Genomic DNA, 14,384 nt, shown 5'->3' with positions numbered 1-14,384 from the left:
TTGAATCATACAAAGGTGTAAAAAAACCGAAAATTTCTTTTCGGTTGTAGTTTTAAAAACTTTTTAAAATTGTCTATTCAGGTACTGATTTATTTTTTAGCACTCATTTCCATATAATCTATAGTTAGGTCGGACATCGCTTTCATTCCTAATACAAAACTACCCTCGTCGATATAAAAATCGGGGGTATGATGTGAGGCTGTTTCGGCAGGATTTTTGCCTTTTGGCATTCCACCCAGGAAAAAGAAAAGTCCGGGAACTTTGTCTTGATAGTACGAAAAATCTTCGGCTCCAGTTGCTGCAGGAGTCAATACCACATTGTTTTTCCCCGCTACAGTTTCTAATGTAGGGAGCATTTTTTCAGTCAATATAGGATCGTTATAGGTAATCAGGGTTTGTTTAGTGATGATCACCTCGGCAGTAGCTCCGGCACTTTCTGCAATATTGGTGGTAATTTGTTTCAATCTATTATGGATCATTTCCTGAACTTGTTTGTCTAGGGTCCGAATCGTTCCTGCCATTTCAAGTTCTTCCGGTATAATATTACTTCTTACGCCAGATGTAATTTTTCCAACACTAACCACGGCCGCGGACTCCGTTAAATCTACATTGCGACTCACAATAGTTTGTAATCCCAATATTATTTGGGACGCCGTAACAATAGGATCTACGGATTGCCATGGGCTGGCTCCGTGTGATTGTTTTCCTTTTATTTTTATCTTGAACCAGTCTGAGGAAGCCATCGCTCCTTTTGGACGGTAATTGATTTTGCCGACTTCGGTGTCTGCGCTGATGTGTAAGCCAAAAATCACATCTACTTTTGGATTTTCCAGAACGCCTTCTTTTACCATTAGTGCAGCTCCACCTTCTTCACCATCGGGAGCGCCTTCCTCAGCAGGTTGAAAAATGAATTTAACCGTTCCTTTTAATTCACTTTTGATAGCGGCCAGAATTTCAGCAGTTCCCATCAGCATGGCTATATGCGAATCATGTCCGCAAGCATGCATGACACCTACTTCCTGACCGTTGTATTCTCCCATTGCTTTTGAGGCAAAAGGAATGGCGACTCTTTCTGTTACAGGCAAGGCATCCATATCTGCCCTAAGTGCTACAACCGGACCGGGTTTTCCGCCTTTTAAAATTCCTACCACGCCAGTTTTGGCCACACCAGTTTGTACTTCCATGCCCAAAGAACGCAAATGTGTTGCTATTTTTTCGGCAGTTTTAAATTCTCTATTGCCTAATTCAGGGTTTTGGTGAAAGTCTCTCCGCCAGGTACTGACTTTAGATTCTAAGGAGGCTGCTTTTTGGGCAACCGTGGCTTTAAGAACGGAATTTTGTGCAGTAGCAAAAAAGGAGAAGGAGCATAAGCCAGCAAAAAGAATAATTTTTTTCATTAGTTGGTAGTGTAAAATTTGGTTGCTAAACAGCCTTTATTTTAGTTAAAAACACAGCTGTTTCGATTCTAAAGAAGGTCAGTTAGAAACAAATATAGCAAAATTATTTCGTCTGGCATTAATTTTAAATAGGGGTGTAAAGTGTCTTTTTTTTGAGTAGGATATAAAAATACCGTCTTGTTATTTCAAACAAGACGGTATTCTTACTCTTTTATTTTTGTTTCTTCAATCGGTTTTTAAAAAGCTTTTCGAATTTCTCCATTTTAGGTTGAATTACCATTTGACAATAGGGTTGGTTCTTATTGTTGGCGTAGTAATTTTGATGGTAATCTTCTGCTTTGTAAAATTTAGTCAACGGTTCTAGTGTTGTTACTACCGGACTATCATAAATCTTGGCCTTTTTCATTGCGTTGATTATCGTTTGTGCTGATTTTTTTTGTGTTTCATTTTTATAAAAAATAGCGGAGCGGTATTGTGTTCCTACATCGGCGCCCTGCCGGTTAAGTGTCGTTGGGTCATGTACCGTAAAAAAGACTTTGAAAATCTCATCTAGATTCGTTACGTTTTTGTCATAGGTAATTTTTACCACTTCCGCATAACCCGATCTTCCAGTTGACACATCTTCATAGGTAGGATTGGTATTTTTGCCGCCTGCATATCCTGAGATTACCGATTGTACTCCAATGAGGTTCTCATAAACGGCCTCAACACACCAGTAACATCCACCGGCTAAAGTAATGGATTCAAGATTGGATTGCTTTGGTGTTTGACCTTGCGCAAACAAGCTACTGGTCGTTAAAATACACACTAAAAATAATTTTTTCATGTTATTTGGTATCAGGTATAAAGTCCAGTGCGATTGAATTCATGCAGTATCTTTTTTTGGTTGGTTCCGGCCCGTCATCAAAAAGATGACCTAAATGACCGTCACATCTTCCGCAGAGCGCTTCAGTTCTTTCCATTCCCAGTGAATTATCGGTTTTATAAACCACACTGTTTTTATTGTCTTGTTCGAAAAAGCTTGGCCAGCCGCAAGTGCTGGAAAATTTGGCGCCGGAACGAAATAATTTGTTGCCACAGGCGGCACAATAATAAGTCCCCTTGTCATCTGTATTCCAGAATTTTCCTGTGAAAGGTCTTTCCGTATCCGCATTACGAGTTACTTCATAGACATCTTCGGGTAGAACTTTTTTCCATTCGGTATTACTTACTTTGAGTTTTGCAGTATCTGTATTGGAGTAATATGGGTTTTCAGGTTTTTCAATTGTGTTTTTCATTGTGACAGTTTTTTTTATAGGATCTTGTTTCTTTGTTGTTTGTGCACAGGCAGTGAACATGAATAAAGAGGTTAAAAATAATACACTTACGAATTGGTTTTTTGTTTTCATCTTTTTTTTATTTACAGTACAAATGTAAAGCGCTTTTTATTTTAAAATGTCGGCTACTTTGCAATTGAATTTTCTTTTATTTAAGTTTTTGATTCCTCTATTATTTACGAAAAAAACAGCCATTTAGTTTTGCGGGTCTTACCCACGCTAAATTGTAAATTAGAAGACTAATACAAAGAATATAAAATTAGAATATTAGGGTATTCAACACTCGTTAAACTTTTCACAAATTCAAAAACGGTATAGATACCCGTTCTTTTTTTGTATTTTTGACCTAATTATAAAGCCACATGTTAGAAGAAAATGTAATCTTAGTTAATGAAAATGATGAGCAGATAGGGCTGATGCCTAAGCTTGAAGCGCATGAAAAAGCAGTTCTGCATCGTGCCTTTTCAGTTTTTGTACTAAACAGTACGAATGAAATCATGCTGCAGCAGCGGGCAGGTCAAAAATACCATTCCCCGTTATTGTGGACTAATACATGTTGCAGTCATCAACGCGAGGGAGAAACAAATATTCAGGCGGGAAACCGAAGGCTATTTGAGGAAATGGGTTTTAAAACAGAACTCAAAGAACTTTTTCATTTTATTTATAAAGCGCCATTTGATAATGGCTTGACGGAGCATGAACTCGATCATGTGATGATTGGCTATTATAACGACGCACCGGTCATCAATCCGGAGGAAGTGGAAGACTGGAAATGGATGAAAATTGAGGATGTTAAAATGGATATGGAATTGCAGCCGGCCTTATACACCGTTTGGTTCAAAATAATTTTTGACGAGTTTTATTATTTTTTGGAAGAACATAAAAGCCCTTTGTCTCTGAACTCGAGCACAGATAACCCCTAATTTATACGTTTTATGAAAGTGACTATTTCACGAAAAGCCCATTTCAATGCGGCTCACAGATTGCATAGGAAAGATTGGACTTTTGAACAAAATGATGCCGTTTTTGGCAAGTGCAACAATCCAAATTTCCACGGGCATAACTATGAACTGATAGTAAGTGTGACTGGGGAAATTGATCCGGAAACGGGTTATGTAATGGATGTGAAATTTCTGAGTGATATTATTAAAGAGGAAGTTGAGCATCAGTTTGATCATAAAAATCTGAACTTGGATGTTCCGGAGTTTCAGGATTTGAATCCAACAGCTGAAAATATTGTAGTAGTCATTTGGAATAAAATTAGAAAAAGAATCAAGGCAGAGTTTAAATTAGAAGTGGTTTTGTACGAAACACCTCGGAATTTTGTAACTTATAAAGGAGAATAATGGAGCTAAAAGTAGGAGATACTATTCCCCATTTCATGGCGAAAGACACCAATGGAACTGATTTTGACAGTGGAAACGTAGTAGGCCAAAAACCGCTTGTAATTTATTTTTATCCTAAAGATAATTCGCCTGGATGTACTGCGCAAGCCTGTAGTTTTAGGGATCAATACGAAGATTTTAAGGATTTGGGTGCAGAAGTGATAGGGATTAGCAGCGATAGCGTTGCCTCACATCAAAAATTCAGCAAACAATTCAAACTGCCTTTTATTCTCTTGTCCGATTCTGATAAAAAAATAAGAAAATTTTTTGGGGTTCCCTCTGGAATGTTCGGGTTGCTTCCGGGACGAGTGACTTATGTAACGGATAAAAACGGAGTAGTACAAATGATTTTTGACAGTATTCTGGCAACAAAACATATTCCTAAAGCACTTGAAGCCATTAAAAAATTAGTATAATCAATTACAAGATGTGATTTGCTACCTTTCTGATTGGAATTAATTTATACTTTTTTCGGTAGTTTAACGGACTCCTGTAAATGGAAACCTATTTTGGTAGAAAACAATATTGATTTGTTTACATTTGGGACTCAAAAAAAATAGTTACATGACATTTTATCCCTTACAGTTTAAACCCATTTTGAAAGAAAGAATCTGGGGTGGTGAAAAATTAAAAACAATACTTAATAAACCCATTGCCTCAACGCATATTGGCGAAAGTTGGGAGTTATCGACTGTAGCAGGAGATGTCAGTATTGTGGCTCACGGAGATTGGAAAGGCAGTGCATTGACAGATATTATTAATGAGTTTCCTGAGAAAATCCTAGGAACAGCGGTTTATAATCGCTTTGGAAAGCAATTTCCGTTGCTTTTTAAATATTTAGATGCCCGTCAAGATTTGTCTATTCAAGTACATCCTAATGATGCCTTAGCAAAAAAACGCCACAATTCTTTTGGTAAAACAGAAATGTGGTATATCTTGCAAGCAGATGATGACGCCCGAATTATTGTAGGTTTCAAAGAAAAGTCGAATCCCGAAGCCTATTTAGAAAACCTAAAAAATAAAACCCTGCTCTCTATTCTGGATGATATAAAGGTACAAGCAGGAGATATTTTCTTTCTGGAAACCGGAACTGTTCACGCTATTGGTGCTGGGTTAATGGTGGCCGAGATTCAACAAACTTCGGATATTACGTATCGATTGTATGATTTTGATCGAGTAGACACGAATGGGAATACCAGAGAATTGCATGTGGATTTGGCGTTGGAAGCGATCAATTACAACACAGTTGAAACTAAAAAAGAATACTCTAAGAATAGCAATGAGTCTAATCCAGTGGTTGATTGTCCTTACTTTACCACTAACTTTATCCCGCTAGATGGAGCTATTTCAGTTTCTAAATCTGGAGAAAGCTTTACCGTATATATGTGTGTGGAAGGAGCATTTGAAATAGAATTTGACAATTCAAAACTAGAATATAAAAAGGGAGATACCGTTTTGATTCCTGCTGCCATGCATGCATTCATTATCAATGGAAAAGCTTCAATTTTAGAAATTTACATTTCATAGTCGGTAATAGAAAGATTATGTGTACTTTTGCAGACGCAAATTAAAATTCAAATTTTAAAAAAATAAAAATGGCAAACATTAAGAATTTAAAAAAAGACATCAACTACGTTTTAGGAGATATTATTGAAGCAGTTTACTTGTTCGAAATTTCTACAACAGGAAAACCAACAACAGAAACGAATGCTTTAATTGACGAAGCGATTGCTGCTTTTGACACTTTAATCACAAAGGTAAATGTTAAAAAAGTAGAAAATAAAAAAGCACACTTCAAACAAATTAATGTTGAATTGGAACAAACTGCTAATCAATTGATTGCTAAAATCAACGAATTGTAGTCAAAAAAAAAGCAAAAAAAGTTTGAATTTGTTTTGGAAAACAGAAATTCAGACCTATATTTGCACCCGTAATGAGTCGCCAGCGTAGCTCAGTTGGCTAGAGCAGCTGATTTGTAATCAGCAGGTCGTGGGTTCGAGTCCCTCCGCCGGCTCTTTGATAAAACCATCCCGTCTTAAGCGGGATGGTTTTTTGTTTTTGGGGACATGACAATTGATTCCTATTTAATGCTTTTCATAATTTTTTTTGTTAAATTTGGGTTCTAACAAAAAAAACAAATACATATGGAAGAGCATTCAGTGATTGAAAGTTTCGAAATGAAACTTAGCGCCTCTGCTAAGGGCTTTTTGAAAGAAACCGCAAAGTGGGCCTATTTTTTGTCCATTCTTGGTTACATCGGAATTGGGTTTATTATTTTTGCCGCTTTATTCGCCGGAACGCTATTCTCTGCTATGGCTAAGGTGAATCCTGCTATGGGAATGATGGGATCTTCTTTTGGGTTTGTAATGGCTTTTGTATACTTTTTGATAGCCATTCTTTATTTTTTTCCAGTATATTACTTGAATAAGTTTGCTTCAAATGCCAAAGCAGCATTCCAAAACAATGATTCAGATGCCTTGACTACTTCGTTAGAATACCTAAAGTCACATTATAAATACATTGGAATTATGACTCTGGTTGTTTTCTCTCTTTATCTTTTACTATTTGTAGGAATGATTGTTGCTGGAATAACTTCTAGTGCGCTATAGTGTGTTTTTAGGTTCTTAAACTGCTTTTATTCAGTATATTAATCGGACTGTAATTATAAAACAAAAAACCATCTTGCCTTAACAAGATGGTTTTTGTTTCATTTTTTTTTAGAACATAAATTATGAAAAAACACTACTCAGGATAGAATACGAGGAGGTTCTAATAGTACTTCTCTTAATTTGTATGATTATTGCTGTTTTTTGATTGTTGCTACATACTCTGTTAATTGCTTTCCATAAAAAGATTTTGCCACTTTAGGAGACATTGATTTTTGAATCGTATCTAAGTATTTTATGTTGATGTCGTAAATCTGGGATAAGGCAATATAAGGTGCCACTTCGTAGTTTCTATTGTTTAGAGCGAAATTTGTGGCAAATAAGTATTTTCTTTTCAAGTTAGAATCCTGTTTTGCTCCTATGCTATCAATGGTTTTTATGTTTTGACTTTTTACTGCATTGAATTTTTTTTCTATTAAAATAAGACTTTCATCGGTGAAGCGGCTGTTTATTTTTTTAAATTCTTCAAAGATTTCATTGTTTTTAGAACCTGTAATTGTAGCATCAGATAAGTAGCGATCTAAACTGGTTTCAATAGTTATTTTTCCCGGCTCAGCAAAGAAAGGCAGGTTGTTGTCCATGGAATTACTCACGCCTCTGTCTAGAAACAAGTATAGCATTTCAGGTGATTTTAGATCTAAGTGACTTTCAAAAACGGCGCTTCCGTCAATATGAATCGTGTCAATTGCAACCAGCATTGTATCAACGACTCTTTGGATGTATAAAGTTCCTTTTTTTAATCCTTTAATATTTCCGGTAATGTGTACATTCCCTCCAGGTTCCTCCTTATTACAGGACGATAAAAGGATTAAAGTGATAAATGCTAGAATAGTTTTTTTCATGTGAAGTTAAAATTTGTTTTTTAGGACATGGCATCGTCATTTTTTATGATTTGTCCTGATATCTCGGGATAGAATCCTGGCGATTTGATTAGTGTTTAGATTTTGGCGCAAAATAAAGAAAATTGTTGGAATGATTTTGCTAACACATTCAAATTTATCAAAAAAAATCCCAATTTATTTCTAAATTGAGATGTTCCTCATTAAATTATCAATTTAAGCTTTTAACCAGGCTTCTTTTAAAACGGTTTTGGACGTATCAGTGGCTTTAAGAACTTCTTTTTCTTCGTAAGGTAGTGTAACTTTTCCTTTGATTATTTGTTCTTTTCCATCCCGTTTTATCTTAATTGTGATTGTATCGTTCTCTTTCCAGTTTTGACTTTCAGCAATCATTTCATAAATATTGTCTAACGAATAAGGTTTTTCATTTATAGAGATGATGATGTCGCCTCCTTTTAGCTCTAAATTGATATGAAAATCGTTTAGTTCTATAGTTGGAATTACGATAATTTCCTTTGTTTGTTGGTTCACGGTTATGTACGGGGATTGTCCTTTTAAGAACACATTACCAGGTACTTTTGCCATAGCTTTTGTGATGCCTACTTTAGCTAAGTACGTTTCATACGGTATTGGTGTTGGTCCGGAAACATAAGTTGTTAAAAAAGTCCCTACTTCAGGGTAGGTAAATGAAGTTATTTTTGCAAAAAGGTCCTTGTCATTAAACGGTTTTGAAGCGCCATATTCATTTGATAACTTTTGCATCAAATCAAGAATTCCTCTTTCTCCGTTGCTTTTTTCTCTGATAATGATATCCAGACACATTCCAATAAGAGCTCCTTTTTCATATACGTTCAAGTATTGGGCTTTGTAAGGTTCAGTCAACACATTTGCGCTCATCGTTGTGAAAGGCATCGTGTCATTCATTGCATTTGCATGTGCAATTTTTTCAGACATACGCGTATAAAATTCCTCTTCTGTAATTAATCCTTGATTAATCTGAAAAAGATTGGCAAAATATTCCGTCACCCCTTCGTACAGCCATAAATGTTCTGACATTTTAGGCGTGTTGTAATCAAAATAGTGAATTTCTTTAGAATGAATGGTTAAAGGAGTTACGATATGAAAAAATTCATGCGAAACTACATCTTTCATTGATTGTACCAATTCTTCTTTTGGCATCATTTCCGGTAAAACCACTGTAGTGGCCGTAGGGTGTTCTAAGGCTCCAAATCCCTTTGCATCAGTATCTTTCATGCTTGATAAATACAACAAGACGGTATATTTTTTGGTAGCGTTTATTTTTCCTAAGAATGTTTTTTGAGCAGTCATCATGGTTTTCATCTCTGGAGTAATACTTTCAGCAGTTACTTTTCCGGTAGGCGAAAAAACACTGATCAATATTTCCATACCGTCTACAGTAAAAGTAGTGTAGTCCGGTTTAGCATACATAATTGGATTTTCAACTAATTGAGCATAACGAGCTGTTGTAAATACATCATTTGTAGTACTTGCGTCTTGATCTGTCATGGAAGTTGCTCCCCAAAGTGTTTCCGGATGGGCTATATTTACCGTATAAGCAAGGTCTTTTTTGTCTTGAAAATAGCCCACAAAACCATGCGTGTTTAGCATGAAATTGACTCCTGCATCTATATTTGTTCCGGCAGGAGAGAAAATATCATTCTTGCCAAAGCCGCTTCCCTTTTCAGTATCAAATGTGTCGTTAACCCAATAGGTTATTTTAGTGACAGTTTTGGCATTCTTGATATTCCAGGTGTTGTCATCCGTTTTGTTAACCGGAAGTATATTGCCCTTACTGTCAAAAGCTTTTAGATCTTCAATGTATTTTCCATAATCATCAATAGAGTAGGTGCCAGGGACAATTTTAGGAATGCTGTAAGTGACTTCATCAGTGCTAATTTTTGGTGCGGTAATCGTAACCATTACTTTGTCTTCTTTAACGTCATTTAAGTTGATTGCTACGTGTACTACATCGGTAATTGATTTTGAAACATTTGCTGAAGTGCCAACAGTTTTACAGCTCCAAAGAAGAGTAGCAAATGCTATTGCAAAAAATATTTTTTTCATTTGTATTGTTTTTTGTTTATTGTATAGGTTTTTTACAAGAGGGAATTGTTACCCCTTATAACGATTTTATAAAGCCAGTTATTGCTGTCACCACTTTTGGAGCAATGGGTAAGTCCGGATTAGAATAGGATTTCATATTTACAGAATCATCTCCATTTATCTCTTTGAAAATATGATTCATTTTCTCGATCAGAACTAGCTCTGCTTCCGGTTTGGCTTTTTTTAACAGTTCTGCTTCAGCAACTGACACCTGTAAATCTGCAGTTCCGTTTAGCAGTAGTACGGGTATTTTTAACTTTGCAATTTCAATTTGCGGATTGTATTTTATCCATGAAATCATATAGGGCTGGATGCTTGCTCTAAAAAGGGAAGCTAACATGGGGTTTTTTAACTCGAAAGTTTCTCCGTTTTTAAGAATGTCTAGGTTTTTCTGAACTTCTTCTTTGATGTAAGGGGCTTGTTTTGCTATTTGTTCCACCAGAACAGCATCAATCGTTCTTCCGGCTCCAGCTAATGAAATAAAAGCATCCGCTTTGCCATTTGCAGCAATCATTCCTATTAAGGAACCTTCGCTGTGTCCGGCAATTATTATTTTGTTGTACTTTTTTTGATTTTTAAAAAACAGCAAAACGGTGGTTGCGTCAGTGATGAAATCATCAAAAGTAAGGGTAGCTTCATTTACCGTTCCACTCTTCATTTGAGCAAAGATTCTTTTATCATAGCTAAAAACGGCAATATCATTTTTAGTTAATTCTTCGGATAAATATTTCAGGGAATTATTGGGGAGTCCTTTTTGATTGCCGTCCCTGTCTGTAGGGCCTGAACCTGCAATAAGGATGACAAGATTCGTCTTTTTGTTTTGTTTTAAAGGAGAGTACAACGACCCATTTAACAATGGATTTATAGTAACTTCATCCTTATTAAAAGATTGAATTGCTGTTTCTGTTTGTGAATGGCAGAGTATTGAACACGAGATCAGGAGTACGAGTAGTAATTTTTTCATTTTATTTCGCATTTAATTCGTTTATTGTTTCTTCCGGATTTTCGACTTCAATAATTAGTTTATTGTAATAGGAATCTTTGAGTTCAACAATAATTGCATTTTTTTTATTGCAAACGTCCCAAAAGTTGCGTTTTCCTTTTTTGATATAAGTGCCAGCAGTTATAACCCATGGTAATTGGGTGCCTGGCATTTTCCAGCCGATCCAAAATGTAAATTCATCGTTGCTTTGATACGCTCGGATTATTTTATCTTTCGGTACACGAATCTTATTTTCGAAAGCCCAAAATGTATGACTTCCTAGAATATCAAAAATAAATTCGTTTTCGTTTGATGTTACTGAAACCATAAATGTATGAGTTGAGACTGCTGTTTTAAAACAGAAAACTCCCGAATATCAGGAGTTTTATTTTAATCTAGTTTGTTTTTTATGTAATATTTACCGTCTAAGTCTTCGTCAAAATCATCCACTTTTATGGGTTTTGGTTTTGGTTTATTTGCGGTAGCTTTCTTTTTCCACATTTCAAATTTTTCTGCCGGCATCTTCTTCTTCATTATCTCTAGGATCTCTTTTTCGGCCAAACCAAATTCTTTTTTAATGATTTCAAAAGGATTTTTTTCTTCTAAAGCCATTGTAACAAGTTTTTCTGTTTGCTCCCAGTTCAATTCTTTGCGGTTACTCTTTTTCATCACGTGAAAATTAATTCAAATAGGTGTTAATGATTATTAAATTAAATTTTTTAATTTCATCCAATATTAAGAAAAATTATAATTACTTTTTCTCAAAAGATGATTTTTTTTAATTTTTTTAATTTTTTTTCTTTAATGGCTGTTTTTGAAACGGTATTTTCAATAAATTCTTTAATGCATTGTGTTCCTCAGGATCGGGATGGGTATCAATTCCGTAAATAATTTCTTCTTTTGGAAGTGTCATAAATGTGCCAAATAACCGATCCCAGATTGAAAATATATTGCCATAATTACTATCGGTATAGGGCAAAACATGATGGTGGTGTACTTTGTGCATGTCTGGCGATACGATAAAATAGCTCATAATAGTATCTATTTTTTTAGGAAGTGAAATGTTAGCATGATTGAATTGCGTGGCTACAACAGATAATGTTTGGTAAAGGAAAACCATCCACATGGGGCTTCCAATGATTAAAACACCCAAAGCGGTAAATGTAAATCGGATCACACTTTCTCCCGGATGGTGTCTATTGGCGGTTGTGGTGTCAATCCAGGTGTCTGTATGATGAATCAAATGAAAACGCCACAGGAACTTGGTTTTATGTTCCACTAGATGCACCAGATAAGCGCCTATTAAATCCAATAAAAGCAATCCAATAAGGGCGTAAAGCCATAGCGGCATTTCAGGAAGCCATTGTAAAATTCCAAAATTTGTAGCAATTGTCCAGTCAGCCGCTTTTAATAAAATAAAAGCCAGGCAAAAATTGACAGCAATAGTCGTGAAGGTCATAAAAATATTGATGCCGGCGTGATGCCATTTTTTATAGGTGAAGTTAAAAAGCGGAAAAGCATTTTCGATCAGCCAGAAAAAAGTGATTCCGCCCACAAGAATTAAACTTCGGTGTGACGATGGAATGGTAGAAAAATAAGTAATGATATCATTCATAATTCAGATATTTATTCCAAATTTAATAATTTTTTATGAAAGTAATTATTTGATTACCCGGAAAGTGCCATTTATTCTGGGGCCAATAGGTTTTGTGGTTTTTGGAATCTGGTGTTTCCAGAAATGTTGTGTCGTTCCTTTCATCAGCAACAAACTTCCATGTTCCAGTATGATAGTTTTTTTTAGGTCTTTATCTAAATTATGTTTGAGTTGAAAGGTTCGTTGGGCACCAAAACTCAACGACGCAATTATGGGATTGATTCCTAATTCTTTTTCGTTGTCAGCATGCCAACCGTTGCTGTCTTTTCCGTCGCGATATTGGTTGAGTAAGACGGTTGTAAAAGTAGTATCAGCACTTTTTTCGACTTGAGATTTTAGCTTTTGCAAAAGCAAATTCCAAGGATGTGGCTGCATCGTTATATTCGAATACGAGTAAGGTTTTCCTTCGTTTCCAAATAAAGCCGTCAAACGAGGCTGCGGATGAATTTTCCCGTATACACGAATATCGTCTTGTTGCCAAGGAATATCTTGCATTAATTCGGCAAAAATAATATCGGCTTGTTCTTGGTCAAAAAATTGAGGATAGTAGATGATCTCCGCATCTGGCAAGTCAATAAATACGGATTCTGATGTGGATTCGAAAAGTGATTTCACGAGATTAAGTATATTGGTACGCCCAGTAAATTAAAAATAATTGTAGTGGCATTCGCAATAGTAAGGCCCATTTTGGCAGACCCATTCTTGCTTTTTCATCAAAATACATATACAAATGTGTTGGAAAAATAGCAATTAACAAAGCGATCACCCCCCAAGCGGCATAGTTGGAAAGTAACGGAATACAAAGCGAAATTCCCAGAAATATTTCTGCTAAACCACTGATGTAATTTAATAATTTTGGATTTGGAAAGTACGAAGGAATGATTTTCAAGTACAGTCTGGGATTCCTGAAATGGTTTAATCCTGCGATAAAGTAGACGAAAGCCATCACATATAAATGCCAAGGTAAATTCATAGTAAAGTTATTTAATACGAATTTATAAAAATTTTATTAAAATCAGTGCAAATGGATTGAAACTGCAATTAGGAGGTTCGCTTCAGGTTTACATTCATTATGATAATTGCTAAAATAATTAAAATAATGCCAAGCCATTGGATCAGGTTTACCTGCTCATTCAATAAGAGATATGCCATAAGTACCGATACGGGAAGTTCCAGTGCCGAAACAATACTTCCCAGTCCGATTCCAGTCAGCGGAAAACCGGCATTCAACAATAAAGGTGGAATTATGGTTCCGAAAAGGGCTAAAATGATTCCCCATTTCATGAAAATTTCAAAGTTAAAAGGAGTAGTTTGTGTTGAGATTGCAAAAAAGGTCACGATGACAGCACCTCCCAACAACATGAATAAACTGCGTTGTGCCGAGGAAATATGAGTTGCCACACGATTAGCGGTAAACATAGTTGTAGTAAAAGAAGCTGCTGCTAAAAGCCCTAAAGCAATACCGCGCCAGTCTAAAACGATACTATTCTCGAAGACATTGGTAGCAAGGATAGTTCCGGTTAAGACAATAAATACGGAAACTATTTTTTGAGTAGAAGGAATTTTTTTTTCTAAAATCATTTCGAATAAAACACCCATCCAGACGGTTTGCATCAATAAAACAATCGCAATAGAAACAGGAATGTATTTTACTGCCAAATAATAAAAGATACTCGTAAATCCTAAAGAAGTTCCGGCAAGCATCAGCTGAGTGATGTTTTTTTGGGATGCTTTTATAACGGTTTTTCCTTTCTTAGCTTTTTGAAACATATTGATCAGCAGCATTCCCATGATTCCATATACAAATTGGGCAACGGTAACTTCGGGTGTGGTGTAGCCTTGACCGTAGGCTATCTTTACAAAAGTAGCCAGCATTCCGTAACTCGTTGCGCCGAGACCAACTAAGAAAACTCCTTTTAAGACACTATTTTTTATCATTTTTTTAATTTTAAAAAGCGGGCAAAGATAGGGTTTAGTTCCTAGTTATAAGGTGTAAATTGGTAGATAATATCAGAGTCAAC

General features: G+C 35.7%; 18 protein-coding genes and 1 tRNA gene. 7 read left to right on the top strand and 12 right to left on the bottom strand.

From position 1 onward, the window contains the following. Positions 1-89: 89 nt before the first annotated feature. The 3 genes from EKM05_RS10830 to msrB all read right to left on the bottom strand — a co-directional run bounded on the left by EKM05_RS10830 (position 90) and on the right by msrB (position 2,785). Positions 90-1,397, bottom strand: a complete 1,308-nt coding sequence (locus EKM05_RS10830; protein WP_126555151.1) for an amidohydrolase — start codon at positions 1,395-1,397, stop codon at positions 90-92. Between the two features lie 211 nt (positions 1,398-1,608). Then, positions 1,609-2,223: a peptide-methionine (S)-S-oxide reductase MsrA gene (gene msrA, locus EKM05_RS10825; protein ID WP_126555148.1), complete on the bottom strand. Its 615-nt coding sequence runs from the start codon at positions 2,221-2,223 to the stop codon at positions 1,609-1,611. Between the two features lies 1 nt (position 2,224). After that, positions 2,225-2,785 (bottom strand): peptide-methionine (R)-S-oxide reductase MsrB, encoded by a 561-nt coding sequence (gene msrB / locus EKM05_RS10820; protein WP_126555145.1) that lies wholly within the window; start codon positions 2,783-2,785, stop codon positions 2,225-2,227. A 290-nt stretch (positions 2,786-3,075) separates the two neighbouring features. Here msrB and idi point away from each other — a divergent pair, with 290 nt between their 5' ends. The 7 genes from idi to EKM05_RS10785 all read left to right on the top strand — a co-directional run bounded on the left by idi (position 3,076) and on the right by EKM05_RS10785 (position 6,707). After that, on the top strand, positions 3,076-3,636 hold the full coding sequence (gene idi, locus EKM05_RS10815; protein ID WP_126462079.1) for an isopentenyl-diphosphate Delta-isomerase: 561 nt from the start codon (positions 3,076-3,078) through the stop codon (positions 3,634-3,636). Between the two features lie 12 nt (positions 3,637-3,648). After that, positions 3,649-4,059 (top strand): 6-carboxytetrahydropterin synthase, encoded by a 411-nt coding sequence (locus tag EKM05_RS10810; protein ID WP_126555142.1) that lies wholly within the window; start codon positions 3,649-3,651, stop codon positions 4,057-4,059. After that, on the top strand, positions 4,059-4,514 hold the full coding sequence (locus EKM05_RS10805; RefSeq protein ID WP_126555138.1) for a peroxiredoxin: 456 nt from the start codon (positions 4,059-4,061) through the stop codon (positions 4,512-4,514). Before EKM05_RS10810 ends, EKM05_RS10805 begins: the two co-directional genes overlap by 1 nt. Positions 4,515-4,662: 148 nt before the next feature. Continuing rightward, positions 4,663-5,625, top strand: coding sequence for a type I phosphomannose isomerase catalytic subunit (locus EKM05_RS10800; RefSeq protein WP_126555135.1), 963 nt, complete (start codon positions 4,663-4,665; stop codon positions 5,623-5,625). Between the two features lie 68 nt (positions 5,626-5,693). Beyond that, positions 5,694-5,960 (top strand): hypothetical protein, encoded by a 267-nt coding sequence (locus tag EKM05_RS10795; RefSeq protein WP_126453511.1) that lies wholly within the window; start codon positions 5,694-5,696, stop codon positions 5,958-5,960. A 78-nt stretch (positions 5,961-6,038) separates the two neighbouring features. Further along, a tRNA-Thr gene (locus EKM05_RS10790) sits at positions 6,039-6,112 on the top strand. A 130-nt stretch (positions 6,113-6,242) separates the two neighbouring features. Next, the gene (locus tag EKM05_RS10785; protein ID WP_126555133.1) at positions 6,243-6,707 is read left to right on the top strand and encodes a hypothetical protein; all 465 of its coding nucleotides are present in this window, start codon (positions 6,243-6,245) and stop codon (positions 6,705-6,707) included. A gap of 188 nt (positions 6,708-6,895) precedes the next feature. On the opposite strand, the gene EKM05_RS10780 is transcribed toward EKM05_RS10785, so the two are convergent. The 9 genes from EKM05_RS10780 to EKM05_RS10740 all read right to left on the bottom strand — a co-directional run bounded on the left by EKM05_RS10780 (position 6,896) and on the right by EKM05_RS10740 (position 14,301). Further along, on the bottom strand, positions 6,896-7,606 hold the full coding sequence (locus EKM05_RS10780) for a DUF4369 domain-containing protein (RefSeq protein ID WP_126555130.1): 711 nt from the start codon (positions 7,604-7,606) through the stop codon (positions 6,896-6,898). Positions 7,607-7,819: 213 nt separating this feature from the next. Continuing rightward, a complete protein-coding gene (locus tag EKM05_RS10775; RefSeq protein WP_126555127.1) occupies positions 7,820-9,688 on the bottom strand; it encodes a peptidase M61 in 1,869 nt (622 codons plus the stop codon). A gap of 55 nt (positions 9,689-9,743) precedes the next feature. Next, positions 9,744-10,691, bottom strand: a complete 948-nt coding sequence (locus tag EKM05_RS10770; RefSeq protein ID WP_126555124.1) for an alpha/beta hydrolase — start codon at positions 10,689-10,691, stop codon at positions 9,744-9,746. 1 nt (position 10,692) lies between these two features. After that, a complete protein-coding gene (locus tag EKM05_RS10765) occupies positions 10,693-11,037 on the bottom strand; it encodes a hypothetical protein (protein ID WP_126462104.1) in 345 nt (114 codons plus the stop codon). Positions 11,038-11,099: 62 nt separating this feature from the next. Then, on the bottom strand, positions 11,100-11,378 hold the full coding sequence (locus EKM05_RS10760) for a DUF2805 domain-containing protein (RefSeq protein WP_126462107.1): 279 nt from the start codon (positions 11,376-11,378) through the stop codon (positions 11,100-11,102). A gap of 118 nt (positions 11,379-11,496) precedes the next feature. Further along, positions 11,497-12,324: a sterol desaturase family protein gene (locus tag EKM05_RS10755; protein WP_126555121.1), complete on the bottom strand. Its 828-nt coding sequence runs from the start codon at positions 12,322-12,324 to the stop codon at positions 11,497-11,499. A 45-nt stretch (positions 12,325-12,369) separates the two neighbouring features. After that, the gene (locus EKM05_RS10750) at positions 12,370-12,978 is read right to left on the bottom strand and encodes an alpha-ketoglutarate-dependent dioxygenase AlkB (RefSeq protein ID WP_126555119.1); all 609 of its coding nucleotides are present in this window, start codon (positions 12,976-12,978) and stop codon (positions 12,370-12,372) included. A 4-nt stretch (positions 12,979-12,982) separates the two neighbouring features. Next, positions 12,983-13,336: a MauE/DoxX family redox-associated membrane protein gene (locus tag EKM05_RS10745; RefSeq protein WP_126462116.1), complete on the bottom strand. Its 354-nt coding sequence runs from the start codon at positions 13,334-13,336 to the stop codon at positions 12,983-12,985. Positions 13,337-13,404: 68 nt separating this feature from the next. Then, positions 13,405-14,301: a DMT family transporter gene (locus tag EKM05_RS10740; protein WP_126555115.1), complete on the bottom strand. Its 897-nt coding sequence runs from the start codon at positions 14,299-14,301 to the stop codon at positions 13,405-13,407. Positions 14,302-14,384 lie beyond the last annotated feature (83 nt).

Origin of the sequence: Flavobacterium sp. GSP27 (assembly GCF_003970395.1) — a bacterium.
Taxonomy (GTDB): Bacteria; Bacteroidota; Bacteroidia; order Flavobacteriales; family Flavobacteriaceae; genus Flavobacterium.
Note: the sequence above shows the minus strand (reverse complement) of the source record. Positions and strands in the feature narration are given on the sequence as shown.